Here is a 24,613-nt window from a genome sequence, read left to right as displayed (position 1 = left end):
GCGGAACCACGTCTTCTTTACCGACCGCTCCCACAGAGTGTACCGTGAGAAACGTAACCGACCGCACGAGAAACCCGTTCGACATGCGACCGTCGTGTGACCGGTACGTCCCCGGCTACGGCGACGCCAACGCCGACTTCCACGTCATCGGCGACCACCCCGGCGTCCACGGGGGCGTCGAGACCGGCATCCCCTTTTCGGGGGAGGCGGGCGCGAGGCTGTTCCCGGCGCTCGAAGACGGTGAACTGCTGGCCGAGGCGGGCGACGAACCGACCGTCAACAGCACGTTCCTCTCGTATCTCCACATGTGCGTGCCGGACGGGACGCCGTCGGCGGCCGACTACACCGACATGGAGCGGTTTTTCGACGCGGAGCTCCGCGCTATCGCCGCGCACGTCCTCCTGCCGGTCGGCGCGGTGGCGACGAAGCACGTCCTGAACAACTACACGTCCGTCGGCTGGAAGACCGACGTGGACATGGAGACGCTCCACGGGAAAGAACTCCGCGGGAGCGGCTTCCTCGTGTTGCCCATCAAGGACCCCGCCGAGTGGGACGACGGCGACCACGACGAACTCGTCGCCGGCCTGCTGGAGCTCCAGTCGACCGACTTCCGCCGCGAGTCAGACCTCGGCCGCTTCATGCCCGGAGCGGACCCGTATCTGGTCAGATAACCCGTTTTCGGCCGTATTCGACCGTCGTCCGCGGATTCGATAGATTCTTCACGATTCTACCGGCCGTTCGTCCAGTAACAACCATGATGGTTACCATGTGTACAGTTGAAGCGGCCAAATGACTCACATAAGAGCATATTTATCCAGTCGTTCTGGAGGCCGTGGTCCTAATTGGCGATAACAAAGGACTTTTTACAACTAGTGTCCAACGTGGTGTTGACGCGCGTGGTTCGATTCACTTCCGCCGGGCGCGTCAGGCAGCTGTGAGACTGGTGCTCCTCACAGTGGCTTGGTCAGTCCGGGGACCTGCGCTCGGCCGCGGTCCCCGCTCTTAACTCAGACGCGAGCGATAGCTCGGTGTCTCGCCTCCCGTCCCTCCGAACAGAGAGCGGCGTCGCTTCCGCTCAGAGCCTGTCGGCGAGTCGCTTGAGCGCGCCGTATCCGTACTCCGTGACCGGTTCGCCGTGGCCCACCGCGACGACGTCGACCGGCGGGCAGCGCGCCGCGAACTCGCGGACGCTCCGCCTGTTCTCCGCGGCGTCGGTCGCCATGAACGCCGGCAACGTACCGAGCCGCCCGTTCGACTCGCGGACCAGGTCACCGACGAACGCGACCCCGTGGTCCTCGTGGACGAACGCGGTGTGGCCGGGGGTGTGTCCCGGCGTTCGGTAGGCGACGAAGCCGCCGAGTTCGTCGCCGTCGCGGACGACCTCCACGGGGTTCGTCGGCCGCTCGACGAACGACCCGAGCGCGCGCTGTGCGGCGCCTTTCAGCGAGCGGAGCGACGGCTTCGACGCGCCGGTCAGGTGCGAGGCGTCCGGCTCGGCGAGGTGAATCGGCACGTCGTCGCGGAGGCTGAGCGAGGCGAGCGTCCCGACGTGGTCGAGGTCGAAATGCGTCACGAGCACCCGGTCGATTGCGCCGGGGTCGAGGTCCACGCGGGCGAGACCGCCGAGGAGTCGGTCGCGGTCCCACGGCGTCCCGGCGTCGACGAGCGCCGTCTCCGAGCCGTCGGAGACGAGGTACGCGTTCACGCCGCGGAGTCGGAACCGTCGGACCGAGTCGGTCGGAATGGTCATACCGGTTCGACGGACGCGGGCGACAAAAATCGTGGGCGACGGCGAAGCGCGCGTCGCGTCGGCTACCGCGAGGTGAAGAGATACCACCCGGCGTCGACGACGAAACCGCCCGCCCCGAGGAGCGGGCAGACGACGAAGCCGAGGAGGTCGACCGCGACGGGTCGTCCGACGCCGAGCGCGCCGGCCGCCACGAGCACCAGCGGGACGGCCGCCGCGAGCGCGTAGGCCCACGTGGTCCACGCGTGGCCGAACCGGGCGATGACCCCCGCGAGCGAGACGGCGAGGAGCGCCGCCGCGACCGGGAGGGCGAGCGCCGCCGGCGTCGCCGCGGCCTGCAGAGCAGCGAGAGACGGGAGCGACAGCGGCGACGACGCGAGGAGTCCCGCGGCGGGCGCGGCGGTGTCCAGCGACGCGAGCGCGGCCGCGAACCCCGCGCCGTCGCCCGCGAGATGCCACGCGAAGCCGCCGAGATACGCGACCAGCGCGACGAGCGAGACGCTCCAGCCGTACCAAAGCGGGTTCGTCGCGCCCGACGCGGGCGCGGTCGTGGCCGACGACTCGGAACCGTCGCGTCCGCGTTCGAACCGGCCGGTCGTCCCGGTCCGACCAGAGCGACCGGACTCCGAGGTTCGGGTGCGGCCGCGCGACGACCCGCCCGCGGCCGACGACTGCGATGCGCCCGTGGCCCGCGACGACGAGGACGACCCGGAGGCTCGCGACCGACTCGCCCGCGACGAACTCGACGCGGACGACGACCGCCGAGAGGACGACGACGAAGACGACGTTGTGGACGACGACGAAGCCGACCGCCCGGCCGACGACCGCCCGGCCGACGACCGCCCCGAAGCCGACCGACCGCCGGTGTCAGACTCGCCGCGTCCGCCGTCCTTGCCGGCCTTTCCGGGGTACTTGAACTTCGTCAGGCCGTCGAGGCGTCTCTCGACGTACGGGCCGTGACCCATCCGGTCGTAGTCGGCGCGCTCGGCGTCGTCTGTGAGGACTTCGTAGGCCTTCCGGACGACGGTGAACTGCGCGGTCGCTCGCTCGTCGTCGTTGACGTCGGGATGGTACTCCCGCGCCCGCTGACGAAAGGCCTGTTTTATCTCCGCCGTCTCGGCGTCGCGTTCGACCCCGAGGAGTTCGTAGAAGTCCACCGGCATTCGACGTGCGATTCGATGCGCGGCCGGCTTTTGAATGTGTCGGGCGTTAGGCCGGCGTGCGGGCCGCCGACTCGCCGATGGTCGGGCGACCCTCGGCCGCCCCGCGGGACGCCGCCGCCCGTGGAGTCGGAATAATCATGCACCTCGACGGCCAGGTGGTCGCATGGAACGAATACGGCTCGGGAACACCGTCTTCGAGGGGCGGAACAACGCCTATCTCCTCCCCGGCGACCGGCCGACGCTCGTCGACGCCGGCGTGGCGACCGACTCGGTCCGGCGGGACCTCCGCGAGGGACTCGCGGCGGCCGGCAACGAGGTCGCCGACCTCGAAGCCATCGTCCTCACTCACTGGCACGCCGACCACGCCGGACTCGCGGCCGAACTGCAGGCCGAAAGCGGCGCGCCGGTCTACGTCCACGCCGACGACGCGGGCATCGTCGCGGGCGACCCCGACGCGGTCTCGGCCGAGCGCTCGATTCGCGAGCGCCGCTTCGACGAGTGGCGCATCCCCGGCGAACCACGCGCCGAAGTGACCGAATACCTCGACGGTCACGAGGACCTCCGCGGCGGTCGCGTCGACGTGACGCCCGTCGAGGACGGCGACCGCATCGCCGCCGGCGACGGCGAACTCGAAGTCGTCCACCTCCCCGGCCACGCCGCCGGACTGAGCGCTCTCGCGTTCGACGGCGAGCGCGGGGCGGGCCGCGAGGCGTACGTCGGCGACGTCATCCTCCCGAAGTACACCCCGAACGTCGGCGGCGCGGACCTCCGGGTCGACCGCCCGCTCGAAACCTATCTCGACAGCCTCGCTCGCCTCGCCGACCTCGACTTCAAGCGGGCGTGGCCCGGCCACCGCGACCCCATCTCCGACCCCGCCGGGCGGGCGCGCGTCATCGCGGAGCACCACCGCGAGCGCACCGAGCGCGTCGTCTCGGTCCTCGACGAACGCGGCCCCACGGACGCGTGGACCGTGAGCGCGCACCTGTTCGGCGACCTCTCGGGCATCCACATCCTCCACGGTCCCGGCGAGGCGTTCGCCCACCTCGACCACCTCGTCGCCGAGGGCATCGTCGCGCCCCCGGACGACGAGGGGCGATACGAACTCCTCGACGCGGACCCGGACTTCGACGAACTGGTCGCGGTTCCCGAGACGAAACGTTAAAACGCCGCTGGAGGGAACGGAGAGCCATGGAACTGCGGGTCATCGACAAGACCGACGAGGAACTCCGCATCGAAATCGGCGGCGAGGACCACACCTTCATGAACGTCCTGAAGGGCGAACTCCTCCAGACCGACACCGTCACGGCCGCGACCTACGACGTGAACCCCGAGCAGTCCGGCGGACAGACGGACCCCGTCCTCTCTATCAAGACGGAGCCCGGCGTCGACCCCCTCGACGCGCTCGCGGAGGCCGCCCGCGGCGTCCAGCGCACCGCCGACGACTTCACCGACGCCTACCGCGCCGGCATCGACGCGTAATCTGCGGGTTCTCTCTCGTTTTCGCTCCCCCGCGAGCGGTGCGTCTCTCCGTTACGCGTCCGCGCCGCCCGGTCCCTCGTAGTCCTTCTCGCCGGCCTCGATGCGGACTTCGAGCCAGTTCTCCATCGGGACCAGCGGGCACTCGTACCGCGGCGAGTAGGCGCAAAACGGGTTGTAGGCGTAGTTGAAGTCGACCACCCAGCGTCCGTCGTCGGTCCGGTCCGCGGCTTCGAGGTCGAGGTAGCGGCCCGCGCCGTACGTCTCCTCGGTGTTCGTCTCGTCGCGGAACGGCACCCACAGGAGGTCCTCGTCGGGGTCGGCGCGGTAGGCGTCGAGCGCGTACGACTCGCCGTCGACCTCGAACTCGAAGCGACCCCACGCGAGGTACTCGCGCTCGCCGTCCGTCGAGGTGCCGATGGTGATGCGCTCGGGGTCGTCGTACTCGCGGAGGTCGAGTTCGAATCGGAGGTCGGGGTCGGGGTCGAAGTAGTCGAGACCGTCGAAAAAGTCCCGTTGGTCCGGCGGAATCGGTGAGTTGCGGTCCGCGGCGAGATAGCGGTCCTTCTGTTCGCGGTGCGTGCGGAGGGCGTCGAGCCACGCGTCGTCTGTCATCTCGGAGCGAGATACGACGCGCCGGCGGGTTAAGATTGGTTCCGACTGCGCGGGAGGCGCACGACCGGTCGGCGGGGTCGGTGACTGGGGGCGAAAAGCGGGACGGAGAGAGACGAAGAGAGTCGGAGAGAGACGGAGCAGAACGCGGCCGTGGAGCGCTGTGCTTACAGGCGAACCGGCACGCCGCGCTCGTCGAGGTACTCCTTGACGTCTCGAATCGTGTACTCGTCGAAGTGGAAGATGGAGGCGGCGAGACCGGCGTCCGCGCCGGCCTCGGTGAAGACTTCGTACATGTCCTCGGGGCCGCCGCAGCCGGAGGAGGCGATGACGGGCGTCGAGACGCTGTCGCAGACGGCCTTCGTCAGCGGGATGTCGTAGCCGTCTTTCGTGCCGTCGGCGTCGATGGAGTTGATAAACAGCTCCCCCGCGCCGCGCGATTCGGCCTCGTTGGCCCACTCGACCACGTCGACGCCGGTTCCCTCGCGGCCGCCCTTGACGGTGCACTCGAACCAGCAGGACTCGCCGTCGACCTCGGCGTAGTGCTCGCCCTCCTCGTCGAAGCGCCGGCGGGCGTCCACCGAGATGACGATGCACTGGCTCCCGAAGGAGCGCGCGCCCTCCTCGATGAGGTCGGGGTTCTGGAGCGCCGCGGTGTTGATAGAGACCTTGTCCGCGCCGGCGCGGAGCGTCTCTTTGATGTCGTCGCGGGTGCGGATACCGCCGCCGACGGTCAGGGGGATGAACACCTCGTCTGCGACCTTCGAGACGGTGTCGAGCATCGTCGCCCGGCCCTCGGCGGAGGCGGTGATGTCGAGGAAGACGAACTCGTCCGCGCCCGCCTCGTTGTACAGTTTGGCCATCTCGACCGGGTCGCCCGTGTACTTCAGGTCCTCGAAGTTGACGCCGGTGTAGACGGCCGGGTTCCCGTCCTCGTCGAGGTCGACGTCGATACAGGGGATGATTCGCTTCGTGAGCATTCGCTACCGAAACGTTTGCGAAAGAGCCGTTTCACCGTTTCGACTACGGCAGGTGCTGGCCGAAATCCGAACACCTCGGCGAGTCCCGGCGACGAGGATGCCGATTTCGGCCCCTCGTCCAGCGGGTGGTTTGATGACTCGTCGGCGAGAACCCCGGCGTGGGTTCCGATTCGAACGATGACGGATTCAGCCGAACTCCTCAGTCTGCTCGTGGTCGTCGAGTTCGTGGTGATGGCCGCGATAGTGGCGCTTTTGGTCCCGCTCGACGCCGCGCTCCCGTTCTTGCCGCTCGCGCTCGTGTTTCTGGTCGCGCTGTACCTGTATCGGTCCTGAACCGCCGGAGCGACGCTCGCCCGCGAGACCGGCCGCCGGCGATGCAGTCGTGGGGCTCGCGGGCGACGGTTAGGTGCGTTTTTGTACTGCGAGCCCGTCGCCCCGCCTATGAGCGACGACCACGACCACGGACACGACGACCACCACGAAGGCGAACAAGAAGGGCGCGTCACCTCTCCGATGCAGGACTTCTCGATGAGTCAGGTCACGACCGGCGTCCTCGTCTTCGTCGTCGGCCTCGCCGTCACGTTCGGCATCCCGCTGGTGCTGGCCTGAACACGGACGCGAGCGCCTCCGCGTAGAACCGGCAATCCGCACGAACTTCCGCGTTCTCTCCCCTTTTCAGGCCGCCGCGGCTACGACCCGCCGTGAAATCGATAGTCGTCACCGAGTACGGAAGTTCCGACGCCCTCGAACTGCGGGAGACCGAGACGCCGGAGCCGGCGCCGGGCGAGGTCCGCATCGCCGTCGAGGCCGCCGGCATCAACTTCGCCGACATCATGCAGCGGCGCGGGACCTACCGAGACGGTCCGGAACCGACGTACACGCCGGGTATGGAGGCCGCGGGAACCATCGACGCGGTGGGCGAGGGCGTCGACCGCGAGGTCGGCGAGCGCGTCGTCGCAATGACCGGCGGCGGGGCGTACGCCGAGTACGTCACCACGCCGGCCCCGACGCTGTTCGACGTGCCCGAGTCGATGTCGTTCGCCGAGGCCGCCGGCTTCCCCGTCCAGTTCCTCACCGCGTACAACTGCCTCCACGAGTGGGGCGGCCTCGACGACGACGAGCGCGTGCTGATTCAGGCGGCCGCCGGCGGCGTCGGCACCGCGGCGGTCCAACTCGCCTCCCACGCCGGCGTCGAGACGTTCGGCACGGCCAGCACCGAGGAGAAACTCGACCTCGCGGCCGACCTCGGACTCGACCACGGTATCCAGTACACCGAGGAGGACTTCCGCGAGGTCGTCGCCGACGAGACCGACGGCGCGGGCGTCGACCTCGTCCTCGACGGCGTCGGCGGCGAGACCTTCGAGCGCAGTCTCGACGCCCTCGCCGACTTCGGCCGACTCGTCACCTACGGCGCGGCCTCCGGCGACGCGGCCGCGGCGGACCCGACGCGCCTGCTGTTCGAGAACAAGTCCGTCATCGGCTTCCACCTCGGGAGCGCGATGCAGCAGCGCCCCGAGTCGATTCTCGGGTCGGTGCCGGAGCTGTCCGAACTGCTCGCCGCGGGCGAACTCGACGTGGTCGTCGGCGAGACGTTCGACCTCGAAGACGCCGCGGCGGCCCACGAGTACATCGAAGCCAGAAAGAGCAGCGGGAAAGTCGTCCTCGAACCGTAGCGGAAGCGACGTGACGCGGGACCGCGTTTTTTAGTGCAGTCTGTTCAGTCGAGTTCGCGGGCGAGCACGTCGCGCAGGTCGGCGATGTCGTCCGCGCCGTAGGCGACCTCGTCGCCGTCGACGGCGAGCGAGAGCGTCGCGTCGTCGGTCGTCGTTCCGAGTCCGACGACGGGCACGTCGCCCGCGAGGTCGCGCAGTGCGGCCTCGTCGGTCGTCTCGACGACGACGCGACCGGGCGTTTCCTCGAACAGCGAGACGGCGTCGGAGACGGACACGTCCGCGCCGACGTCGTCGGTGACCATCTCGGCCAGCGCGACCGCGAGGCCGCCGTGGCTCACGTCGTGGACGGCGACCGTGGACTCGTCGGCCGCGACGGCCCGAATCGTCTCGACCGCGGTCGCGGCGTCGGCGTCCTCCGGGAGCGCCGGGAAGGCGTCGGAGCCGCCGAGGTGTTCGAGGACCGTCGAGCCGCCGAGCGCCCCGCCGTCGAAGCCGACGAGGAACAGGTCGCCCTCGCCCGAAAGCGAGAGGCCGGGCGAGGAACCGTCGGCCTTACCCACCATCGCCAGCGTCGGCGTCGGCGGAATCGGGCCGGAGACGGAGTCGTTGTACAGCGAGACGTTGCCGCCGACGACCGGGACCGAAAGCGCCCGGCACATGTCCGCGAGGCCGTCGACGATGCCCTTGAAGCCGCCGTACACGTCGGGCTTCTCGGGGTTGCCGCCGTTGAGACAGTCGACGGTCGCGAGGGGCGACGCGCCCTTCGCGGCGAGGTTTGTCGCGTTCTCGAAGGCGACTGCGCGCGCCCCGTCGTAGGGCGCGGCGGTCGTCCAGTTGGGGTCCGCGCCGCCGGTGAACGCGAGTTTCGCGTCGGCCTCGGGCACGTCGAGGAGCGCCGCGTCGTCGCCGGGACGGCGGGCCGTCCGCAGGCCGACCTCGTGGTCGTACTGGCGGTAGACCCAGCGCTTCGACGCCGTGTTGGGGTCGGCGACGACCGCCTCGAACGCGTCTTCGAGGTCGAACGCGGGCAGGTCGCGCTCCGCGACTTCGGGTTCGACCGCGTCGAGGTCGTTCATCGGCGCGCCCTCCGCGAGGAACTCCGGGGGCACGTCGACGACGGGTTCGCCGTCGAAGGTACACACGTAGTTGCCCTCGGCGACCTCGCCGATGACGGCGCTCCCGAGGTCGAAGCGCGCGGCGAGTTCCCGCACGCGCTCGACGTTCTCGGGGGTCACCTCGTAGCACATGCGCTCTTGGGACTCCGAGAGGAGAATCTCGAAGGCGTTCATGTTCGGCTCGCGCTGGTGGACGTTTTCGAGGTCGATTTCCGCGCCGAAGCCGCCCTTGGCGACGAGTTCGGAGGACGCGCCGCCGAGGCCGGCGGCCCCGAGGTCGCGGGCGGACTCGACGAGGTCCTCGTCGATGAGCGCCTCGTTGCACTCGATGAGCAGTTTCTCCGTGTAGGGGTCGCCGACCTGCACCGCGGGCCGGTCTTCGGTCTCGGCGTCCTCCGCGAGGTCCTCGCTGGCGAACGACGCGCCGCCGAGGCCGTCGCGGCCGGTCGAACTGCCGACGAGGACGAGTTTGTTGCCCGCCTCCTGCGCCTCGGCCGTGACGAGGCGGTCGGCCGACAGGAGGCCGACGCAGGCGACGTTGACGAGGGGGTTGCCCTCGTAGTTCTCGTGGAACGAGGTCGAGCCGGTCACGGTGGGGACGCCGATGGCGTTGCCGTAGTCGGCGATGCCCTCGACGACGCCGTCGAGGAGGTACCGCGAGTGCTCGCGGTCGAAGTCGCCGAAGTAGAGGCAGTCGGCGAGCGCGATGGGGTACGCGCCCATCGAGAGGGTGTCGCGGACGATGCCGCCGACGCCCGTGGCCGCGCCGTCGTAGGGGTCGACGTAGGAGGGGTGGTTGTGGCTCTCGATACCGAGCGTGATGTAGGTGTCGTCGTCCAGAGCGACGACCGCCGCGTCGTCACCGGGGCCGATGACGACCTGGTCGCCCTCCGAGTCGAACGCCGACAGAAGCGGGCGAGACGACCGATAGGCGCAGTGTTCGCTCCAGAGGTTTTCGAAGAGTATCTCCTCGGCCGGCGTCGGGTCTCGACCGAGCTCGGCGACGACGAGGTCGCGGTCCGCGTCGGAAAGCGTCATTCACTGGTATGGTCAGAACGCACATTGTAAACCCTTTCTATATGCACGAACGTGCGCAAAATATGGTCGCGGTCGCCGTCGTCGCCGCCATCCGACTCGCGCGGGCGTGTACGGCGGCGACTCGGCGCTCCGATTCGCCGGGCCGCCGACCACCGTGCGTGAGGACCACACGCCAATCACACCGGGACCGGGGCGCTTTTTTAGCCTCCATCGTTAGGAGACGGTGTGTTATCGGTCGAGTTGCACTCGCACTCGTCTCTGTCCTACGACGGGCGAGACCCAATCGAGTACCTCCTCGAACAGGCGGTCGCGGTCGGCTTGGACGCCCTCGCCGTGACCGACCACGACGAGATAGACGCCAGCCTCGAAGCCGCGGAGCGCGCGGGCGACTACGGGCTGGTCGGCATCCCCGGGATGGAGGTCACCTGCGCCGCGGGCCACGTCCTCGCGCTCGGCGTCGAGGAACTGATTCCGGCTGGGCTGTCGTACGACGAGACGCTCGACCGCATCCACGACGCCGGCGGCATCGCGGTCATCCCGCACCCGTTCCAGAAGTCGCGTCACGGCGTCGCGCCGCACATCTCCAGCGCGCAACTCGCCAGCGCCGACGCCATCGAAATCTACAACTCGCGGCTCCTCACCGGCATCGCCAATCAGCGCGCCGAGCGGTTCGCCAAGCGCCGGAACCTCCCGATGACCGCCGGGAGCGACGCCCACATCGCGGAGATGGTCGGGCAGGCCGTCACCGAGGTCGGCACCGACACCCGAAGTGTCGACGCCATCCTCTCGGCCGTCGCCGACGGGCGAACCAGCGTCGTCGGCAACAAGACCCCGTGGCGCATCTCGTTCCGGCAGGCCGCGGGCGGCGCGACCCGACGCCTGAAACACGCCCTGGCGGACCTGTTTTGATGCGCGGCGCGTCCCCAGACCTCGTCCGGCGCGCCGTCTCCGAGCGCGACCCGCTTCCCGGAACCGCGGGCTTCGCGGGCGAACTCGACGGCCGACTCGTCCGCGACGTGCTCGGTCGCCAACCGCTCTTCTCCGAGTGCGGGGACCCCGCGACGTGGTCGTACGACCACCGCGACCTCGACGACCCGGTCGCCGTCCCCGCGGGCCACGCCCGCGAGACGACCGGCGGGGACGCCGGCGACGACGAGCCGATCTGGTCGCTTCCCGACCCGCCGGCCGCGACCGACCGCGACGCCGCGCTCGACCGCGTCCGCGACGCGGTCTTCGAGTCGGTTCGGTCGGTCGACGACGACGGTCTCGCCGTGGCCTTCTCCGGCGGCGTCGACTCCGCGGTCGTCGCGTCGGGCGTCCCCGACGCCCCCTGTTACGTCGCCGGCTTCGAGGGCTCCCACGACGTCGCCGCCGCCCGCGAGGCCGCCGCCGCGATGGACCGCAACTTGACCGTGGTCGAACTCACCCACGAGGCGCTCGAACGCGCCGTCCCCGAAATCGTCGCCGCGCTCGGCCGGACGAATCCGATGGACGTGCAAATCGTCCTGCCTCTCTACTTGCTCGCCGAGCGGGTCGCCGCCGACGGCTGCGACCGCCTCGCGGTCGGCCAGGGCGCTGACGAACTGTTCGGCGGCTACGCCAAAGTCCAGAAAGCGCCCGACGACCCCCGCGTCGAGGCCGAGACCGTCCGCGGGGCGGCCCGCGAGATGATTCTCACGCTCCCTGACCAGCTCGAACGCGACCTGCTCGTCCTCCGCGCCGCCGGGGTCGAACCCGTCGCGCCGCTCCTCCACGACCGCGTGGTTGAAGCGGCGCTCCCGCTTCCCGGCGCGTTACTCGTGGACGGCGACCGGCGGAAGGTCGCGCTCAGAGAAGCGGCGAGCGGCGTGCTCCCCGAGTCGGTCGCCGAGGCGGACAAGAAGGCGGTCCAGTACGGGACCTACGCTTCGCGCGAACTCGACAGACTCGCCCGACAGGCGGGGTTCAAACGTCGGATGGAGAACCACGTTCAGCGGTACGTCGAATCGCTCGTGGAGTAGGTCGGTCCGTCGGACCGGTTCAGCTCAGTTCTCCCGCTCGTCGCCGCCGACGACTTCGATGGCCTCCAGCGCGAACTGCACCGTGTCGGGGTCGAGGTCGCTCTCGCGGAGGTCTTCGGGGTCGTACCAGCCCCACGCTTCGGTCCCCGCCTCGCCCGGCGCGGGGTCGATGTCGCGGGAGTCCACGCGGGCGTAGAAGACGTGGTCGATGTGCTGGTGGCCGACCGAGCCGTCGCCGTGGACGTTGATGTCGTAGAGCATCTGCTGGCGAGGCTGGGGGAGCGCCCGGCCGGCGGGTGCGGGGACGGATGCCGTGTCATCGACGAGTTCCGGGTCGAGACCCGTCTCCTCGCGGACCTCGCGCAGACCGGCCTCGTGGGGGAGTTCGTCGCGGTCGACGTGACCGCCCGGCGGGATGCGGATGCCGAGGCGCTCGTGTCGGTGGAGGGCCACCGCGCCGTCGTTGACGATGTACACGGTCGAGGTGAAATGTCGGGTCGTCTCCATGGTTGTGGCTCCGGAGCGAGCGGCATGGCTGTTGCGGAACGAAGCGGGACGGAACGAGGCGAGCCGAGACGGCGCGAAACGAACGGACCGGCCGAGTTAGGGCAGTTGGACCTGCTCTTCGGCTTCGAGCAGTTCATGGTAGCGGTTGCGGATGGTGACTTCCGAGATGTTGGCGACCTCGGAGACCTCGTTCTGCGTCACCTTCTCGTTGGTGAGGAGCGAGGCCGCGTAGACGGCGGCGGCGGCGAGGCCGACCGGCGACTTCCCGGAGTGGACGCCCTGTTCTTTGGCGTTCTTCAAGAGCTGTCGGGCGCGCCGCTCGGACTCGTCGGAGAGACCGAGTTCGCTGGCGAACCGCGGGACGTACTGCTCGGGGTCGGCGGGCTTGATTTCGAGCTTCAGCTCGCGGACGACGTACCGATAGGTGCGGGCGATTTCGTCCTTCTCGACGCGCGAGACGCTCGTGATTTCGTCGAGCGAGCGCGGGGTGCCGGCCATCCGGGCGGCGGCGTACAGCGCCGAGGTGGCGACGCCCTCGATGGAACGACCCGGAAGCAGGTCGTCGTCGAGCGCGCGGCGATAGATGACCGAGGCGGTCTCGCGGACGTTGTCCGGGAGGCCGAGCGCGGAGGCCATGCGGTCGATTTCGCCGAGCGCCTGCTTGAGATTGCGCTCTTTCGAGTCTCGGGTGCGGAACCGCTCGTTCCACGTGCGAAGCCGCTGCATCTTCTCGCGCTGGCGGGACGACAGCGAGCGCCCGTAGGCGTCTTTGTTCTGCCACCCGATGTTGGTCGACAGCCCCTTGTCGTGCATCATGTTCGTCGTGGGCGCGCCGACGCGGGACTTCTGGTCTTTCTCCGAGGAGTTGAACGCGCGCCACTCGGGGCCGTGGTCGATTTCGTCTTCCTCTACGACGAGGCCACAGTCGTCGCAGACCGTCTCGCCGTGTTCGGTGTCGGAGACGAGGCTCTCCGAGCCGCACTCGGGACACGTGGGCGTCTGCTCCCGCTCGGTGTCGGTCTGCTCGGTATCTTTAGTATTCTCTTTGCGCACGCGCGCGTTACCGGTCGTGAAACGTCGGACACTTTCTGTCATTTGTGTGCGAGAGAAGCAACTGGGAACGGTCGTTCTCCGTCTATTCGTATTGACCCTCGTTACTTATATCTGACGGCGACGGGAGGACGGAATGACGCGGGTTCGCGCGGTCGGTCCCGGCCGCCTCGCCGGTGGTCTCGACCGGGCGGGCTCGCGCCGGTGACCGGACGAAACGACCCACACCGAAACCCTTACTCCCGGTCTCCCATTCCTCCGATACATGAGCGATACGCCCGTCGACGCCGACGAGGTTCGACACGTCGCCGAGTTGGCGCGGGTCGACCTCGACGAGGACGAGGTCGAGGAGTTCGCGGCGCAGTTCGCGGACATCCTCGGCTACTTCGACGCCCTCGACGAGGTCCCCGAAGTCGACCGCGAGGACGAACTGGTGAACGTGATGCGCCCCGACGAGGTCCGCGACGGACTCACCCAGGAGGAGGCGCTGTCGAACGCCGCAGAGACCGAAGACGGCTTCTTCAAGGGACCGCGGGTGTCGTAATGTCGCTGAACGCCTTCATCACGAAAGAGACGCTCGACGGCTCCGACGACGGCCCGCTTTCGGGCAAGACGGTCGCCGTCAAGGACAACATCTCCACGGAGGGGCTGCGGACGACCTGCGGCTCCGCGATGCTCGAAGACTACGTCCCGCCGTACGACGCGACCGTCGTCGAACTCCTGAAGGACGCCGGCGCGACCATCGTCGGCAAGGCCAACATGGACGAGTTCGGCATGGGGACGACGACCGAGACCTCGGCGTTCGGCCCGACGAAGAACCCCGTCGACGAGTCCCGCGTTCCCGGCGGTTCCTCCGGCGGTTCCGCGGCCGCCGTCGCCGCCGGCGAGGCCGACCTCGCGCTCGGAACCGACACCGGCGGCTCCATCCGCTGTCCCGCCGCGTTCTGCGGCGTCGTCGGCATCAAGCCGACCTACGGCCTCGTCTCGCGCTACGGCCTCGTCGCCTACGCGAACTCCCTCGAACAGATCGGCCCCATCGCGCCGACCGTCGAGGACGCCGCCGCGCTCCTCGACGTCATCGCCGGCCCCGACGACCGCGACGGCACGACCCGCGACGCCGGCGCGGACTCGAACTACGCCGCGGCCGCCGACGGCGACGTCGAGGGCCTCACCATCGGCGTCCCGACCGAGTTCGTCGAGGGCGCGGACGACGGCGTCGAGGCGGCGTTCTGGGCCGCGCTCGACGAACTCGAAGCGCAGGGCGCGGAGTACCGCGAGGTCAGCATGCCCTCCGTCGAGAAGGCCGTCGCCGCCTACTACGTCATCGCCATGTCCGAGGCGTCGTCGAACCTCGCTCGCTTCGACGGCGTCCGCTACGGCAAGTCCGGCGGCTACGACGGCAACTGGAACGAGGCGTTCGCCCGCGCCCGCGAGGAGGGATTCGGTTCCGAGGTCAAACGCCGCGTCCTCCTCGGCACGTACGCCCTCTCCGCGGGCTACCACGACAAGTACTACGCGAAGGCGCAGGACGCCCGCGCGTGGGTCAAACAGGACTTCGACGAGGCGTTCGAGGACGTGGACGTGGTCGCGTCGCCGACGATGCCCGTCCCGCCGTTCGAACTCGGCGAGAGCCTCGACGACCCGCTGCAGATGTACCTCGCCGACGCCAACACCGTGCCGGTGAACCTCGCGAACCTCCCCGCCATCTCGGTTCCGGCCGGCGAGACCGACGGCCTCCCGGTCGGCCTCCAACTCATCGGCCCCAAGTTCGGCGAGGAGACCATCGTCCGCGCCGCGTCCGCGGTCGAGAACTGAGTCGGTCGCGGGGGTTTCTCGGGCGCTTGGTTCCGAAGCAGTAGGCTATCTCTCCTGCAGTCCGTTTTCGGGCGACGGAACGCCATGCCGATAGTTTTTCCACGACCCGACGCGCACGCCGGAACGTCATGTACATCATCGTCGTCGGCGCGGGAAACATCGGCACGCCGCTCATCGAAATCGCCACCGAGGGCGGCAACGAGGTCGTCGTCGTCGAACGCGACGGGGCGAAAGCCGAGGCGGCCGCCGCGACGTTCGACTGCCTCGTCCTCAACGACGACGCCACGGTCAAACAGACGCTCGACGAGGCCGGCGCGGACCGCGCCGACGCCATCATCACGACGACCGACAAGGACGCGACCAACATCATGGTCTGTCTGTTGGCGAAGGAGCTCGATATCCCCGACATCGTCTCGGTCGTCCACAACCCCGAGCACATGAACCTCTACCGTCAAATCGGCGTCAACACGATGGAGAACCCCCAGCGACTCATCGCGGAGTACCTCTACCGGGCGGTCAAACGCCCCTCTATCGTCGACTACATGCGCATCGGCGAGCACGCCGAGGTGTTCGAAATCCGCGTCGACGAGGGCGCGCCGATTACGGGAATGACGATTCAGGAGGCCGCACAGGAGAACCTCCTCGACGGCGACACCCTCATCGTCGCCGTCGAGCGCGAGGGCGACGACGACCCCGTGACGCCCCGCGGGAACACCACTATCGGGTCCGGCGACCTCCTGACGGTCTACTCCGCGAAGGGAGCGACGCCAGAGGTGACTGACGTGTTCGGCCACTACGAGGACCACTGATGCCCCGCCGCGGACGAACCGTCTCGGGGTGGCCCGCCGACCTCGCGGTCATCGGACGCGACGTGGGGTCGCTTCTCGTCATGGAGGCCGCCCTGATGACCGCCACGGTCCTCGTCGCGGTCGGCTTCCGCGAGTGGTACGCCGCGCTCGCGTTCCTCACCGCTGGGGGCGCGACGGCGTTCGTCGGACTGGGCGCGCGGAAGGCCTTCGAGGGCGCACCCAACCCCCGCATGAAACACGGGATGATAATCGCCGCCGCGGGCTGGTTCGCCACCGCCGCGTTCGGGTCGCTTCCCTTCTTCCTCACGGCGCAGTTCGCCCCGCAGAGCGTCTTCTCGGCGCTCGTCCCCGCCGGCGTCGACTACGCCCAGTCGAGCCTCGTCTACTTCCGCGACCCGCTGCACGCCCTCTTCGAGAGCATGAGCGGCTGGACCGGAAGCGGGCTGACGATGGGCGTCCACGAGCCGTCGCTCCCGCGGACGATTCAGTGGTGGCGCTCGCTCATCCAGTGGGTCGGCGGCGTGGGCGTCATCGTCCTCACCGTCTCCATCCTCTCGCGACCCGGGAGCGGGAGCTACGCCCTGTACCGCGGCGAGGCCAGAGAGGAGAAGATTCACCCGAGCGTCGTCTCGACGGTCCGCACGGTCTGGAAGATTTTCGTCGGCTACACGCTCCTGTCGGTGGCCGTCCTCTTTTTCGCCATCCGCGCCAGCGACTACGGGGCGACGCTCCCGCTGTGGGAGGTCGCGTGGCAGGCGCTCAACCACGCGATGACGGGGCTTTCGACCGGCGGGTTCGCCGTCACCGACGGCTCTATCGGCACGTACGACTCGCCGCTCATCGAGACGGTGCTGCTCCCCGTCATGGCGCTGGGCGCAATCGCCTTCCCCGTCCACTACGCCATTCTGAAAAACCGCGATATCGACCGCCTCTGGGGCGACCTCCAGACGCGCTGGCTCCTCGTTCTCTTCGCGGTCGGCGGGGTCGCGCTCGCCGTCCAGAACCTCGTCAGCCTCCCGGCGACCGCGGGGTCGGCGTTCGTCGAGACCGCCGACTACTTCGGACTCTCGGGCGTTCTCGGCGGACCGGGGTCGGACGCCGTCCGCGACGCCGCGTTCCACTGGGTGAGCGCGCTCACCTGCACCGGCTTTCAGGCCGCGCCGCTCGGCGAGTGGTCAGACGGCGGGAAAATCCTCCTGTCGGGGGCGATGACGCTCGGCGGGGCCGCCGGGTCGACCGTCGGCGGCATCAAAATCATCCGCGGCTACACCATCTCCCGCGGCATCCGCTGGCAGTTCTCCCGCGTCTTCCTCCCCGAGAGCGCCATCGTCAACATCGAGATGAACGGCCGCCGGCTCTCGCGGACCGAGATGGACCGCGAGTTCTCCGAGGCGGCCATCGTCTCGATGCTCTGGGTGCTCCTCCTCGTCGGGTCGAGCGTCCTCCTCGCGAACCTCGCCGGGCCGGAGTTCACCTACGCCGACGCGCTGTTCGAAGTCGCGTCCGCACAGGGGAACGTCGGCATCTCGACGGGCATCACCGGGCCGTGGATGAACCCGTGGGCCGAGGCGATGTTCCTGTTTAACATGTGGGTCGGCCGCCTCGAAATCATCCCGGTGTTGGTGTTCGCTCGCTCGGTCATCTACGGGCTGAACCCCTGATGAAAAGCGGGCACTGATTCCTGTTTTTCCGACGCTATCGCCGCCAGTACTCCGGCGTGAAGATGACTAACACGGGCAGTATCTCCAGCCGGCCCACCCACATGAGAAGCACCATGTACAGCTTCGAGCCGTTGGAGAAGCCGAGGTAGCTCCCCATCGGGCCGGCGACGCCGAAGCCCGGCCCGACGTTCCCGAGGGTCGCGGCGACGGCGCTCATGGTTTCGAGGATGCTCACGTCGAAGCCGATGCGCGCGGCGTCGAGGTGGAGCAGGCCGGTCGAGACGAAAAACAGCACGAGATACAGGAGCGTGAAGGCGTAGATGCCGCGGATGGCGCGCTCGTCGACCGCGCGGCCCGCGAGCCTGACGGGGCGGACCGCCTCGGGGTGGGCCGTCGTAAACAGCTCCCGGCGGAGCGACTTCACGATGACGTACCAGCGGACGATTTTGACCGCGCCGCCGGTCGACCCGCCGGAGCCGCCGATGAACATCGCGAACAGCAGGACGTACTGCGCCGGCGCGCTCCACGCGTTGAAGTCGATGCTGGCGTAGCCCGTCGTCGTGACGATGGAGACGACCTGAAACACCGACTGCCGGACCGCGGGCTCGACGTTGCCGATGATGGCCGTTCGGATGCCTTCGAGGTAGAGTTGGTCGTACGTCTCGCCCGCGGGCGCGACGGACATGAGCCCGTCGCCGAGGAACAGAACCCCCGCGAGGATGGCAGAGATGACGCCGATGACGCCGAGGTAGGACTTGAACTCGGTGTCGCGGAACAGCCGCTTCGGGTCGCCAGTGAGGACGTGCCAAAACAGCGCGAAGTTGGTCCCGGCGGCGACCATGAAGGGGACGATGACCCACTGCGCGGCCGCCGAAAACGCCTCGATGCTCCGGGCCTCCGGCGAGAACCCGCCGGTCGGCATCGTCGTCAGCCCGTGGGCGATGGCGTTGTACACGCCCATGTTCGGGGCGTGGCCGGTGACGTTGAGTCCGTAGAGGAGGACGATTTCGAGGACGGTGAGACCGAGGTACGCGCCCCAGAGCGCGCGGGCCGTCTCGGCGATGCGCGGGGTGAGCTTCTCGATGCCGGGGCCGGGCGCTTCCGCGTCCATCAGCTGTGCGCCCCCGACGGAGAGTTCTGGGAGGATGGCGACCGCGAGAACGACGATACCCATCCCGCCGAGCCACTGGGTGAGCTGTCGCCACATCATGATGCCGCGGGTGTGGGAGTCGAACGAGATGTCGCCGAGCACCGTCGCCCCGGTCGTCGTGAAGCCGCTCATCGTCTCGAACAGCGCGTTCGCCGGGTTACCGAGGGTCGATTCGGGGTGAACGGGCGACGCGAGGAAGGGGATGCCGTGGGCCTCGATGAGAAACGGTATCGCGCCGACTATCGTGACCGCCAACCACGTCACCGCGACCATCAGGAACCCCTCGCGGGCACCGATGTCCGGCTCGTCGGCGAGCCGTTCGAGCCCCGCGCCGACGAGGACCGTGACGGCCATCGTGACGACGAACGGGAGCACCGACTCGCCGTAGTACAGCGCGACCACGAGCGGGAAACAAAGAGGGACCGCGAGATACTTCAGGACGGTCCCCACGAGACGCAGGCTGGCTCTGTAATCGACCCGCAATTTCATCCGTGGACTAACGTACCGAGCGCCGGGTTCTTCCGTGTTCGGGTTCGCACCGGATGCGGCGTCGTACCGCGGCGGGGTCGTTAGGACGACCGTCCGGCGACGGGCCGACTCACAGATTCGGGGCCACGTCGTCGATGACGCAGCTATCGACGAAGACGACGACGTGGTCGCCGGGTTCGATGACGGTGTCGCCGCGGGGGGTGATGAACTCCCGGCGGCGGGTTATCGCGCCGATGACGACGCCCTCGGGGAGCGTGGCGACCGACTCCCGAATCGGCTTGCCCGCGAGGACGCTCTCGGCGTCGACCTCGATTTCCAGCACCTCGGCCTTGTTCGATTCGATGAGCGCGACGTTCTCCGCGCCGCCCTCGCGGGTGAAGCGGGTTATCTCTTCCGCGACGACCTCGCGGGGGCTGACGCCCACGTCGACGCCGACGGCCTCGAACAGCTCCACGTACGGCGTCGTGTCGATGACGGCGACGGTGCGTTCGACGCCGAGTCGGGCGGCGAGAAGCGACACGAGCAGATTCTTCTCGTCGGAGTCGAGCGCCGACACGAGCAGGTCGGCGTCGCCGATGTACTCGCGTTCGAGGAAGTCCACGTCGGTCGCGTCGCTCTCCATGACGATGGTTCCGGGGAGCATCTCCGCGAGGTCGCGGGCGCGCTCCGCGTCGTGCTCGATGAGTCTGGGCTTGAAGCCGCGCTCTTCGAGCAGGCGGGCGACGTGGTAGCCGATTTCGCTGCCGCCGACGATGACGACCTCCTCCGCGGTCCCCGGCGGTTCGTCCGGCGAGACGGAGCTTGCGAACCCCTGGACGCTCTTGGGGCTGCCGATGACGACGACGCGGTCGCCGGGGCCGATGACGGAGTCGCCGCGGGGAATCGTCACCTCGCCGTCGCGGAGGATGGCCGCGAACGTCAGCGAGTCGAAGCGGTCGGCCTCGCTCACGGTCTGGTTGGCGACGGGGCTCTCCTCGTCGACTTCGAACTCCGCCATCTGGACCTGCCCGCCCGCGAAGGGGTCGACGTCGCGCGCGGCGGGGAGGCCGACGACGCGGACGATGGACTCCGCGGCGAGCAGGTTCGTACAGACCATGAAGTCGATGCCGAACGCCTTCTCGGAGCGCTGCCACGTCCGGAGGTACTCCGTGTTCTTGACGCGGGCGATGGTGAAGGCGTCCGAGATGGCCTTGGCGGTCGCGCAGGCGACGATGTTCGTCTCGTCGTCGTCGGTCGAGGCGATGACCATGTCGGCGCGCTCCACGTCGGCCTCTTCGAGCGTGTCCACGGACGTGCCGTCGCCGTGGAGCGCGAGCACGTCGAGCGAGTAGTTCAGTTCGTCGACGCGCTCCGGGTCGCAGTCGATGACGACGACCTCGTGGGTCTCGTCGAGGTCGGCCGCGATGGACGACCCGACCTGTCCGGCACCGATGATTATCACGCGCACCAGAGACCAGCCCCTGTCATACCCCTGTGTTGGTCCGCGGGCGCGTATGTGCATTTCCCTTCACGAATCGCCCGTACACCGCCGCTCACGGCCCCGGTTTCGAGTGTACCGTCAGTTCCACGCGCCGCGGTCGCCCCTCGATGTCGGCGACGATGCGCTCGACGATTCGCTCCGCCTCCTTCTGGAGCACCGGCCGGAGCTTGTCGATGACCCACCCCAGCGAGACGAACCGCGGCAGGTCGATATCGCCGGCGGAGACGCTGTCGGGGTCGTACTCGACCTCGAAGAAGACGCGGCAGGCGGCGTCGGCGTCCGACGGGGCCTCGGCCGGCAGGTCGTCGAGTTCCTCGACTCGCCAGCGGCCGACGGCGTGTACGTCCTTGGTGATGGTCCAGTCGATTCGCGTCGGCGGGGTGACGTCGGTCACCTTCGACTCGGCGGTGTAGCTGAGTTTCCACCACGAAAACGACAGGCCGTACCGCGTCCCCGGCGACCCGTCGCCCGACTGCCGCACGTCCCGCAGGTGCTTCGAGTAGTCGGCGTACCGCGGGAAGTCGACGAGGAACTCGTATATCTCCTCGGGCGGCAGGTAGACGACGGTGCTGACGGCTATCTCGTCCACGGGCGTCGAATGGGGTCGGCGGGACCAAAGCCTTGTGGGCCGCGTTGGGCCCGCCCGTGGCCCCTGCCCGGCATCGCAATCGCAACCTATAATCGGTCGGTGGGCCGACATAGAGCCGAATGGTGGGGGGGACGCTTCGGGACATCAGAGCCGAGATTCGGTCTCTGGCGCGTTCCGACGGCGACTACGCAGTCGTGTGCGGCCGCACGGGGTCTGAGCCTGCGGCCGCAACGGGCCGGCGGTTTCCGGACCGGCGCGCCGCCGGGGAGGCCGCGGAACTGACGCGGGACTACCGGGCGGCGCTCCGGCGATACGACCCGAACATCCCGTACGACGACCCGCTCGTCTACGAGGTGTCGGAGGGGCTCCCTCGGGCGGTCACCGAGGCGTCGGCGGACGAGTACGCCCGCTACAGCGCCTTTTGCCACGACACCGCTGGCGCGCTGTTCGAGGCGCTGTCGGAACTCGGTTACAGAGAGGCCGAGACCGCCGCGATGGAGACGTACCTCACGCTGGCCGAGGTCGTCGACGACCACGACGACTTCTGTCTGACGCTGGTGTGGAGTCTGATGAGCGAACTGGACGTTCGCCTCTCGGCGGCCGAGCGGCGGGCGGCCGTCGAGGCGGCCGCGGACCTGTTTTCTCCGACCGCGACGCCGAACCCCGTGGACGCGACGCTTCGACACCTCGAAGCCGTCGGCTTCGTCGAGGGCTACTCGGTGCGGCCGATTCCCGACGCCGAGGCGGACGGCGCGCGCGATGTCGACGCCGGACCCGACGCTCGGGCCGACACCCGAACGGACGCCCGGACCGACGGGGACGACAGCGCTCGGACGTGGGAACTCACCTTCGGCGACTACGCGCTCGCGGAGCGCACCGGCCGGATTCCGACGCTTCCGATCGCCGTGGCTCTCCTCCGCCGGACGCCGGAGCGAGCCGTGCGCTTTCTCGACGGCGAGGCGCTCTCGGACGGCCGCTGGCGGCTCCGGCTCCGCATGTCGCCGAAAGGCGACGGGGGGCGAGACCCCGGCTCCGCGGGCCTCGTCAGCGTCGAGGCGGTCGAGAACCGCTGGCTCAACGACACGGGCGCGTCGCTGGAACGGTAGCGTAGCCCGCCCCGTCCCGTCCCGTCCCGTCCCGCTCCGTCCCGCCGCACCCGCACGCCGCGAGATTCGGCAGACTTCGGCGACATCCGTACGGTTTTACTCACCGATGAGCTATCGCACGACATGACCGAGACCGCTCCACGAGACGCGCTCGTCGTCGGCGGCGGCGTCGCCGGCCTCACCGCCGCGACGTTCCTCGCGCGCGCCGACCTCGACACCCTCGTCGTCAACGACGACGAGCCGATCGTTCGCCGGAACGCCCACCTCGAAAACGTCCCCGGCTTCCCGGCGGGCGTCAACAGCCGGCTCTTTACCGACCTCCTCTCCGAACAGGCCGACCGCAGCGGTGCGGCCCGACTGGCGGGCCGCGTGACCGACCTCGACGTGCTCGGCGACGACGACGACCCGCTGTTCCGCGCGACGGTCGAGACCGACGACGGCGAAGAGACCGTCGAGGCGTCGCGGGTCGTCGCCGCGTCGTGGTCCGACGCGTCGTACCTCGAAGACACGGGCGTCGACCTCCGGGCCGCCGGCTCGAAGACCTACGTCGGCGTGGACGACCTCGGGCGGACGGCGGTCCCCGGCATCTACGCCGCGGGGCGACTGACCGAGATTTACCACCAGGCGGTCGTCGCCGCCGGCGACGCCGCGGAGACGGCCATCACGCTCGTCCACGACTCGGGGACGGCGTTCTACAACGACTGGGTCGCGCCGACCGGCTACTTCACCGACCGCGGCCGCGAGGTCCCGCCGGCCTGCGAGGAGATAGACGCCGACGAGCGCGACCGCCGCGAGAGCGAGTCCCGCGAGGTCATGCGCGAGTTCTTCGCCGAGCCGCACGACGAACCCCAGCGCACCCACCCGAGCCTCGTCGACGACGAACTCGGGCGACTCGACGAGTAACCGAACCAGCCACGCCGCGGGCGGGCCGACCGCCGGTCCCGCGTTCGCCCGCGGACGCGAATCCTTTTAGCGGGTAGCGGGCGCAGAGACGAGTGAATGCTCGAAGGTGTGAACGTCGCGCTCGGGGTGACGGGAAGTATCGCGGCCGTGAAAGTCGTCGAGTTGGCGCACGAACTCCGCCGCCGGGGGGCGTCGGTCCGCGCGGTGATGACCGACGCGTCGACTGGAATCATCCACCCGTGGGCGGTCGAGTTCGCCACCGACGACGACGTGGTGACCGAGATTACCGGCCGCGTCGAACACGTCGAGCTCTGCGGCCGCGACGGCTGGGCCGACGTGTTCCTCGTCGCGCCCGCGACCGCCAACACGGTCGGCAAGATAGCCGCCGCCATCGACGACTCCCCCGTGACGACCACCGCGACCACCGCCCTCGGCGCGGGCGTCCCGGTCGTCATCGCGCCCGCGATGCACGAGCCCATGTACGACCACCCCGGCGTCCTCGACGCCATCGAGCGGGTGCGGTCGTGGGGCGTCGAGTTCGTCGACCCGCGAATCGAGGAGGGGAAGGCGAAAATCGCGACCGAGGAGGCCATCGTCACCGGCGTGGCGAAGGCGACGACCGAACAGACCCTCGCCGGGAAATCCGTCGTCGTCACCGCCGGCGCGACGACCGAGTCCATCGACCCCATCCGCACCCTCTCGAACCGCGCGTCCGGCCGCACGGGCCGCGCCGTCGCCCGCGCGGACGTGACGCTCGTCCACGACGGCGACGACGTGCACTACGCCGACGCGCTCGCCGTCGAGTCGGCCGCCGAGATGCTGGAGGCCGTCGAGGCCGCGGTCGACGCCGACGCCGACGCGCTCGTCTCGGCGGCCGCCATCTCCGATTTCACCGTCGAGGCGGCCGACGAGAAGATTCGCTCCGGCGAGGCGCGCACGCTCGACCTCGAACCCGCGCCGAAGCTCATCGACGCCGTCCGCGAGTCGCACCCCGACCTCACCATCGTCGGCTTCAAGGCCGAGACGACCGGTGACGACGAGGCGATGGTCGGCGAGGCCCGCCGCATCATGGACCGCGTCGGCCTCGCGTTCGTCGTCGCCAACGACGCCTCCGTGATGGGTGCCGACGAGACCCGCGCGCTCGTCGTCCGCGCCGACGAGGCGAGCGAGTACGTCGGGTCGAAAGACGGACTCGGCGCTCGCGTCGCTGCGGAGTTGGCGAACGAGTTCGAAAAATAGGCCCCCGGTGG

Annotated in this window: 25 protein-coding genes; 15 read left to right on the top strand and 10 right to left on the bottom strand. The window is 69.2% G+C overall.

What is annotated here, in order from left to right; all coding sequences use genetic code 11:
* The first annotated feature begins 44 nt into the window (after positions 1–44).
* Positions 45–671, top strand: coding sequence for a uracil-DNA glycosylase family protein (locus BN996_RS09610; protein ID WP_089778566.1), 627 nt, complete (start codon positions 45–47; stop codon positions 669–671).
* Between the two features lie 404 nt (positions 672–1,075).
* Here the strand turns inward: BN996_RS09610 and BN996_RS09605 are convergent, their stop codons facing one another.
* Both BN996_RS09605 and BN996_RS09600 read right to left on the bottom strand, forming a co-directional pair.
* Positions 1,076–1,750 (bottom strand): MBL fold metallo-hydrolase, encoded by a 675-nt coding sequence (locus tag BN996_RS09605; RefSeq protein ID WP_089778564.1) that lies wholly within the window; start codon positions 1,748–1,750, stop codon positions 1,076–1,078.
* Positions 1,751–1,812: 62 nt separating this feature from the next.
* Positions 1,813–2,910, bottom strand: coding sequence for a J domain-containing protein (locus tag BN996_RS09600; protein WP_089778562.1), 1,098 nt, complete (start codon positions 2,908–2,910; stop codon positions 1,813–1,815).
* A 163-nt stretch (positions 2,911–3,073) separates the two neighbouring features.
* Here BN996_RS09600 and BN996_RS09595 point away from each other — a divergent pair, with 163 nt between their 5' ends.
* Both BN996_RS09595 and BN996_RS09590 read left to right on the top strand, forming a co-directional pair.
* Entirely contained in the window at positions 3,074–4,072 is a 999-nt protein-coding gene (locus BN996_RS09595) for an MBL fold metallo-hydrolase (protein WP_089778560.1), read from the top strand.
* A 26-nt stretch (positions 4,073–4,098) separates the two neighbouring features.
* Positions 4,099–4,389: a DNA-directed RNA polymerase subunit L gene (locus BN996_RS09590; RefSeq protein WP_004970976.1), complete on the top strand. Its 291-nt coding sequence runs from the start codon at positions 4,099–4,101 to the stop codon at positions 4,387–4,389.
* 51 nt (positions 4,390–4,440) lie between these two features.
* On the opposite strand, the gene BN996_RS09585 is transcribed toward BN996_RS09590, so the two are convergent.
* Positions 4,441–5,001 carry a DUF1684 domain-containing protein gene (locus BN996_RS09585; protein WP_089778558.1) on the bottom strand — a complete coding sequence of 187 codons (561 nt, stop codon included), beginning with the start codon at positions 4,999–5,001 and terminating at the stop codon, positions 4,441–4,443.
* A 164-nt stretch (positions 5,002–5,165) separates the two neighbouring features.
* Entirely contained in the window at positions 5,166–5,978 is an 813-nt protein-coding gene (gene hisF / locus BN996_RS09580) for an imidazole glycerol phosphate synthase subunit HisF (protein WP_089778556.1), read from the bottom strand.
* Positions 5,979–6,155: 177 nt separating this feature from the next.
* Between hisF and BN996_RS20115 the strand changes: the two genes are divergently transcribed.
* From BN996_RS20115 to BN996_RS09575, 3 genes are all read left to right on the top strand, one after another.
* Entirely contained in the window at positions 6,156–6,311 is a 156-nt protein-coding gene (locus BN996_RS20115) for a hypothetical protein (RefSeq protein ID WP_167344122.1), read from the top strand.
* Between the two features lie 108 nt (positions 6,312–6,419).
* Complete coding sequence (locus BN996_RS20110) at positions 6,420–6,587, top strand: DUF7550 family protein (protein ID WP_167344121.1); 168 nt, start codon at positions 6,420–6,422, stop codon at positions 6,585–6,587.
* Between the two features lie 92 nt (positions 6,588–6,679).
* On the top strand, positions 6,680–7,651 hold the full coding sequence (locus BN996_RS09575) for a quinone oxidoreductase family protein (RefSeq protein WP_089778554.1): 972 nt from the start codon (positions 6,680–6,682) through the stop codon (positions 7,649–7,651).
* 44 nt (positions 7,652–7,695) lie between these two features.
* On the opposite strand, the gene purL is transcribed toward BN996_RS09575, so the two are convergent.
* On the bottom strand, positions 7,696–9,804 hold the full coding sequence (gene purL, locus BN996_RS09570) for a phosphoribosylformylglycinamidine synthase subunit PurL (protein WP_089778552.1): 2,109 nt from the start codon (positions 9,802–9,804) through the stop codon (positions 7,696–7,698).
* 225 nt (positions 9,805–10,029) lie between these two features.
* Between purL and BN996_RS09565 the strand changes: the two genes are divergently transcribed.
* Together BN996_RS09565 and BN996_RS09560 are read left to right on the top strand one after the other, a co-directional pair.
* The gene (locus tag BN996_RS09565) at positions 10,030–10,713 is read left to right on the top strand and encodes a PHP domain-containing protein (protein ID WP_089778550.1); all 684 of its coding nucleotides are present in this window, start codon (positions 10,030–10,032) and stop codon (positions 10,711–10,713) included.
* A complete protein-coding gene (locus BN996_RS09560; protein ID WP_089778548.1) occupies positions 10,713–11,804 on the top strand; it encodes an asparagine synthase C-terminal domain-containing protein in 1,092 nt (363 codons plus the stop codon). Before BN996_RS09565 ends, BN996_RS09560 begins: the two co-directional genes overlap by 1 nt.
* A 24-nt stretch (positions 11,805–11,828) precedes the next feature.
* On the opposite strand, the gene BN996_RS09555 is transcribed toward BN996_RS09560, so the two are convergent.
* Both BN996_RS09555 and BN996_RS09550 read right to left on the bottom strand, forming a co-directional pair.
* Entirely contained in the window at positions 11,829–12,311 is a 483-nt protein-coding gene (locus BN996_RS09555; RefSeq protein ID WP_089778546.1) for an NUDIX hydrolase, read from the bottom strand.
* A 96-nt stretch (positions 12,312–12,407) separates the two neighbouring features.
* Positions 12,408–13,364 carry a transcription initiation factor IIB gene (locus BN996_RS09550; protein ID WP_193310934.1) on the bottom strand — a complete coding sequence of 319 codons (957 nt, stop codon included), beginning with the start codon at positions 13,362–13,364 and terminating at the stop codon, positions 12,408–12,410.
* Between the two features lie 262 nt (positions 13,365–13,626).
* On the opposite strand from BN996_RS09550, the gene gatC reads away from it, so the two are divergent.
* From gatC to BN996_RS09530, 4 genes are all read left to right on the top strand, one after another.
* Complete coding sequence (gatC, locus tag BN996_RS09545; RefSeq protein ID WP_004064004.1) at positions 13,627–13,905, top strand: Asp-tRNA(Asn)/Glu-tRNA(Gln) amidotransferase subunit GatC; 279 nt, start codon at positions 13,627–13,629, stop codon at positions 13,903–13,905.
* Entirely contained in the window at positions 13,905–15,176 is a 1,272-nt protein-coding gene (gatA, locus tag BN996_RS09540; RefSeq protein ID WP_089778541.1) for an Asp-tRNA(Asn)/Glu-tRNA(Gln) amidotransferase subunit GatA, read from the top strand. Before gatC ends, gatA begins: the two co-directional genes overlap by 1 nt.
* Positions 15,177–15,304: 128 nt before the next feature.
* A complete protein-coding gene (locus tag BN996_RS09535; RefSeq protein WP_089778539.1) occupies positions 15,305–15,985 on the top strand; it encodes a potassium channel family protein in 681 nt (226 codons plus the stop codon).
* Positions 15,985–17,646: a TrkH family potassium uptake protein gene (locus tag BN996_RS09530; RefSeq protein ID WP_089778537.1), complete on the top strand. Its 1,662-nt coding sequence runs from the start codon at positions 15,985–15,987 to the stop codon at positions 17,644–17,646. Before BN996_RS09535 ends, BN996_RS09530 begins: the two co-directional genes overlap by 1 nt.
* A 34-nt stretch (positions 17,647–17,680) precedes the next feature.
* On the opposite strand, the gene BN996_RS09525 is transcribed toward BN996_RS09530, so the two are convergent.
* The 3 genes from BN996_RS09525 to BN996_RS09515 all read right to left on the bottom strand — a co-directional run bounded on the left by BN996_RS09525 (position 17,681) and on the right by BN996_RS09515 (position 21,354).
* Complete coding sequence (locus BN996_RS09525) at positions 17,681–19,285, bottom strand: TrkH family potassium uptake protein (protein WP_089778535.1); 1,605 nt, start codon at positions 19,283–19,285, stop codon at positions 17,681–17,683.
* A 109-nt stretch (positions 19,286–19,394) separates the two neighbouring features.
* Positions 19,395–20,732 carry a Trk system potassium transporter TrkA gene (trkA, locus tag BN996_RS09520; RefSeq protein WP_089778533.1) on the bottom strand — a complete coding sequence of 446 codons (1,338 nt, stop codon included), beginning with the start codon at positions 20,730–20,732 and terminating at the stop codon, positions 19,395–19,397.
* Positions 20,733–20,817: 85 nt separating this feature from the next.
* Positions 20,818–21,354: a type II toxin-antitoxin system RatA family toxin gene (locus BN996_RS09515; protein ID WP_089778531.1), complete on the bottom strand. Its 537-nt coding sequence runs from the start codon at positions 21,352–21,354 to the stop codon at positions 20,818–20,820.
* 119 nt (positions 21,355–21,473) lie between these two features.
* Here BN996_RS09515 and BN996_RS09510 point away from each other — a divergent pair, with 119 nt between their 5' ends.
* From BN996_RS09510 to coaBC, 3 genes are all read left to right on the top strand, one after another.
* A complete protein-coding gene (locus tag BN996_RS09510) occupies positions 21,474–22,460 on the top strand; it encodes a DUF7551 domain-containing protein (RefSeq protein ID WP_089778528.1) in 987 nt (328 codons plus the stop codon).
* Positions 22,461–22,583: 123 nt separating this feature from the next.
* Entirely contained in the window at positions 22,584–23,363 is a 780-nt protein-coding gene (locus BN996_RS09505) for an FAD-dependent oxidoreductase (protein WP_089778526.1), read from the top strand.
* A 96-nt stretch (positions 23,364–23,459) separates the two neighbouring features.
* Complete coding sequence (gene coaBC / locus BN996_RS09500; RefSeq protein ID WP_089778524.1) at positions 23,460–24,602, top strand: bifunctional phosphopantothenoylcysteine decarboxylase/phosphopantothenate--cysteine ligase CoaBC; 1,143 nt, start codon at positions 23,460–23,462, stop codon at positions 24,600–24,602.
* The last annotated feature ends 11 nt before the right edge of the window (positions 24,603–24,613 follow it).

The organism is Haloferax massiliensis, assembly GCF_001368915.1.
Taxonomy (GTDB): Archaea; Halobacteriota; Halobacteria; order Halobacteriales; family Haloferacaceae; genus Haloferax; species Haloferax massiliensis.
Note: the sequence above shows the minus strand (reverse complement) of the source record. Positions and strands in the feature narration are given on the sequence as shown.

Bases quoted from the DNA above. Each gene is read 5' to 3' on its own strand.
- BN996_RS09605 (WP_089778564.1), bottom strand. From the start codon at position 1,750: ATGACCATTCCGACCGACTCGGTCCGACGGTTCCGACTCCGCGGCGTG.
- BN996_RS09600 (WP_089778562.1), bottom strand. From the start codon at position 2,910: ATGCCGGTGGACTTCTACGAACTCCTCGGGGTCGAACGCGACGCCGAG.
- BN996_RS09595 (WP_089778560.1), top strand. From the start codon at position 3,074: ATGGAACGAATACGGCTCGGGAACACCGTCTTCGAGGGGCGGAACAAC.
- BN996_RS09590 (WP_004970976.1), top strand. From the start codon at position 4,099: ATGGAACTGCGGGTCATCGACAAGACCGACGAGGAACTCCGCATCGAA.
- BN996_RS09585 (WP_089778558.1), bottom strand. From the start codon at position 5,001: ATGACAGACGACGCGTGGCTCGACGCCCTCCGCACGCACCGCGAACAG.
- hisF (WP_089778556.1), bottom strand. From the start codon at position 5,978: ATGCTCACGAAGCGAATCATCCCCTGTATCGACGTCGACCTCGACGAG.
- BN996_RS20115 (WP_167344122.1), top strand. From the start codon at position 6,156: ATGACGGATTCAGCCGAACTCCTCAGTCTGCTCGTGGTCGTCGAGTTC.
- BN996_RS20110 (WP_167344121.1), top strand. From the start codon at position 6,420: ATGAGCGACGACCACGACCACGGACACGACGACCACCACGAAGGCGAA.
- purL (WP_089778552.1), bottom strand. From the start codon at position 9,804: ATGACGCTTTCCGACGCGGACCGCGACCTCGTCGTCGCCGAGCTCGGT.
- BN996_RS09560 (WP_089778548.1), top strand. From the start codon at position 10,713: ATGCGCGGCGCGTCCCCAGACCTCGTCCGGCGCGCCGTCTCCGAGCGC.
- BN996_RS09555 (WP_089778546.1), bottom strand. From the start codon at position 12,311: ATGGAGACGACCCGACATTTCACCTCGACCGTGTACATCGTCAACGAC.
- gatC (WP_004064004.1), top strand. From the start codon at position 13,627: ATGAGCGATACGCCCGTCGACGCCGACGAGGTTCGACACGTCGCCGAG.
- gatA (WP_089778541.1), top strand. From the start codon at position 13,905: ATGTCGCTGAACGCCTTCATCACGAAAGAGACGCTCGACGGCTCCGAC.
- BN996_RS09535 (WP_089778539.1), top strand. From the start codon at position 15,305: ATGTACATCATCGTCGTCGGCGCGGGAAACATCGGCACGCCGCTCATC.
- BN996_RS09530 (WP_089778537.1), top strand. From the start codon at position 15,985: ATGCCCCGCCGCGGACGAACCGTCTCGGGGTGGCCCGCCGACCTCGCG.
- BN996_RS09525 (WP_089778535.1), bottom strand. From the start codon at position 19,285: ATGAAATTGCGGGTCGATTACAGAGCCAGCCTGCGTCTCGTGGGGACC.
- BN996_RS09510 (WP_089778528.1), top strand. From the start codon at position 21,474: ATGGTGGGGGGGACGCTTCGGGACATCAGAGCCGAGATTCGGTCTCTG.
- BN996_RS09505 (WP_089778526.1), top strand. From the start codon at position 22,584: ATGACCGAGACCGCTCCACGAGACGCGCTCGTCGTCGGCGGCGGCGTC.
- coaBC (WP_089778524.1), top strand. From the start codon at position 23,460: ATGCTCGAAGGTGTGAACGTCGCGCTCGGGGTGACGGGAAGTATCGCG.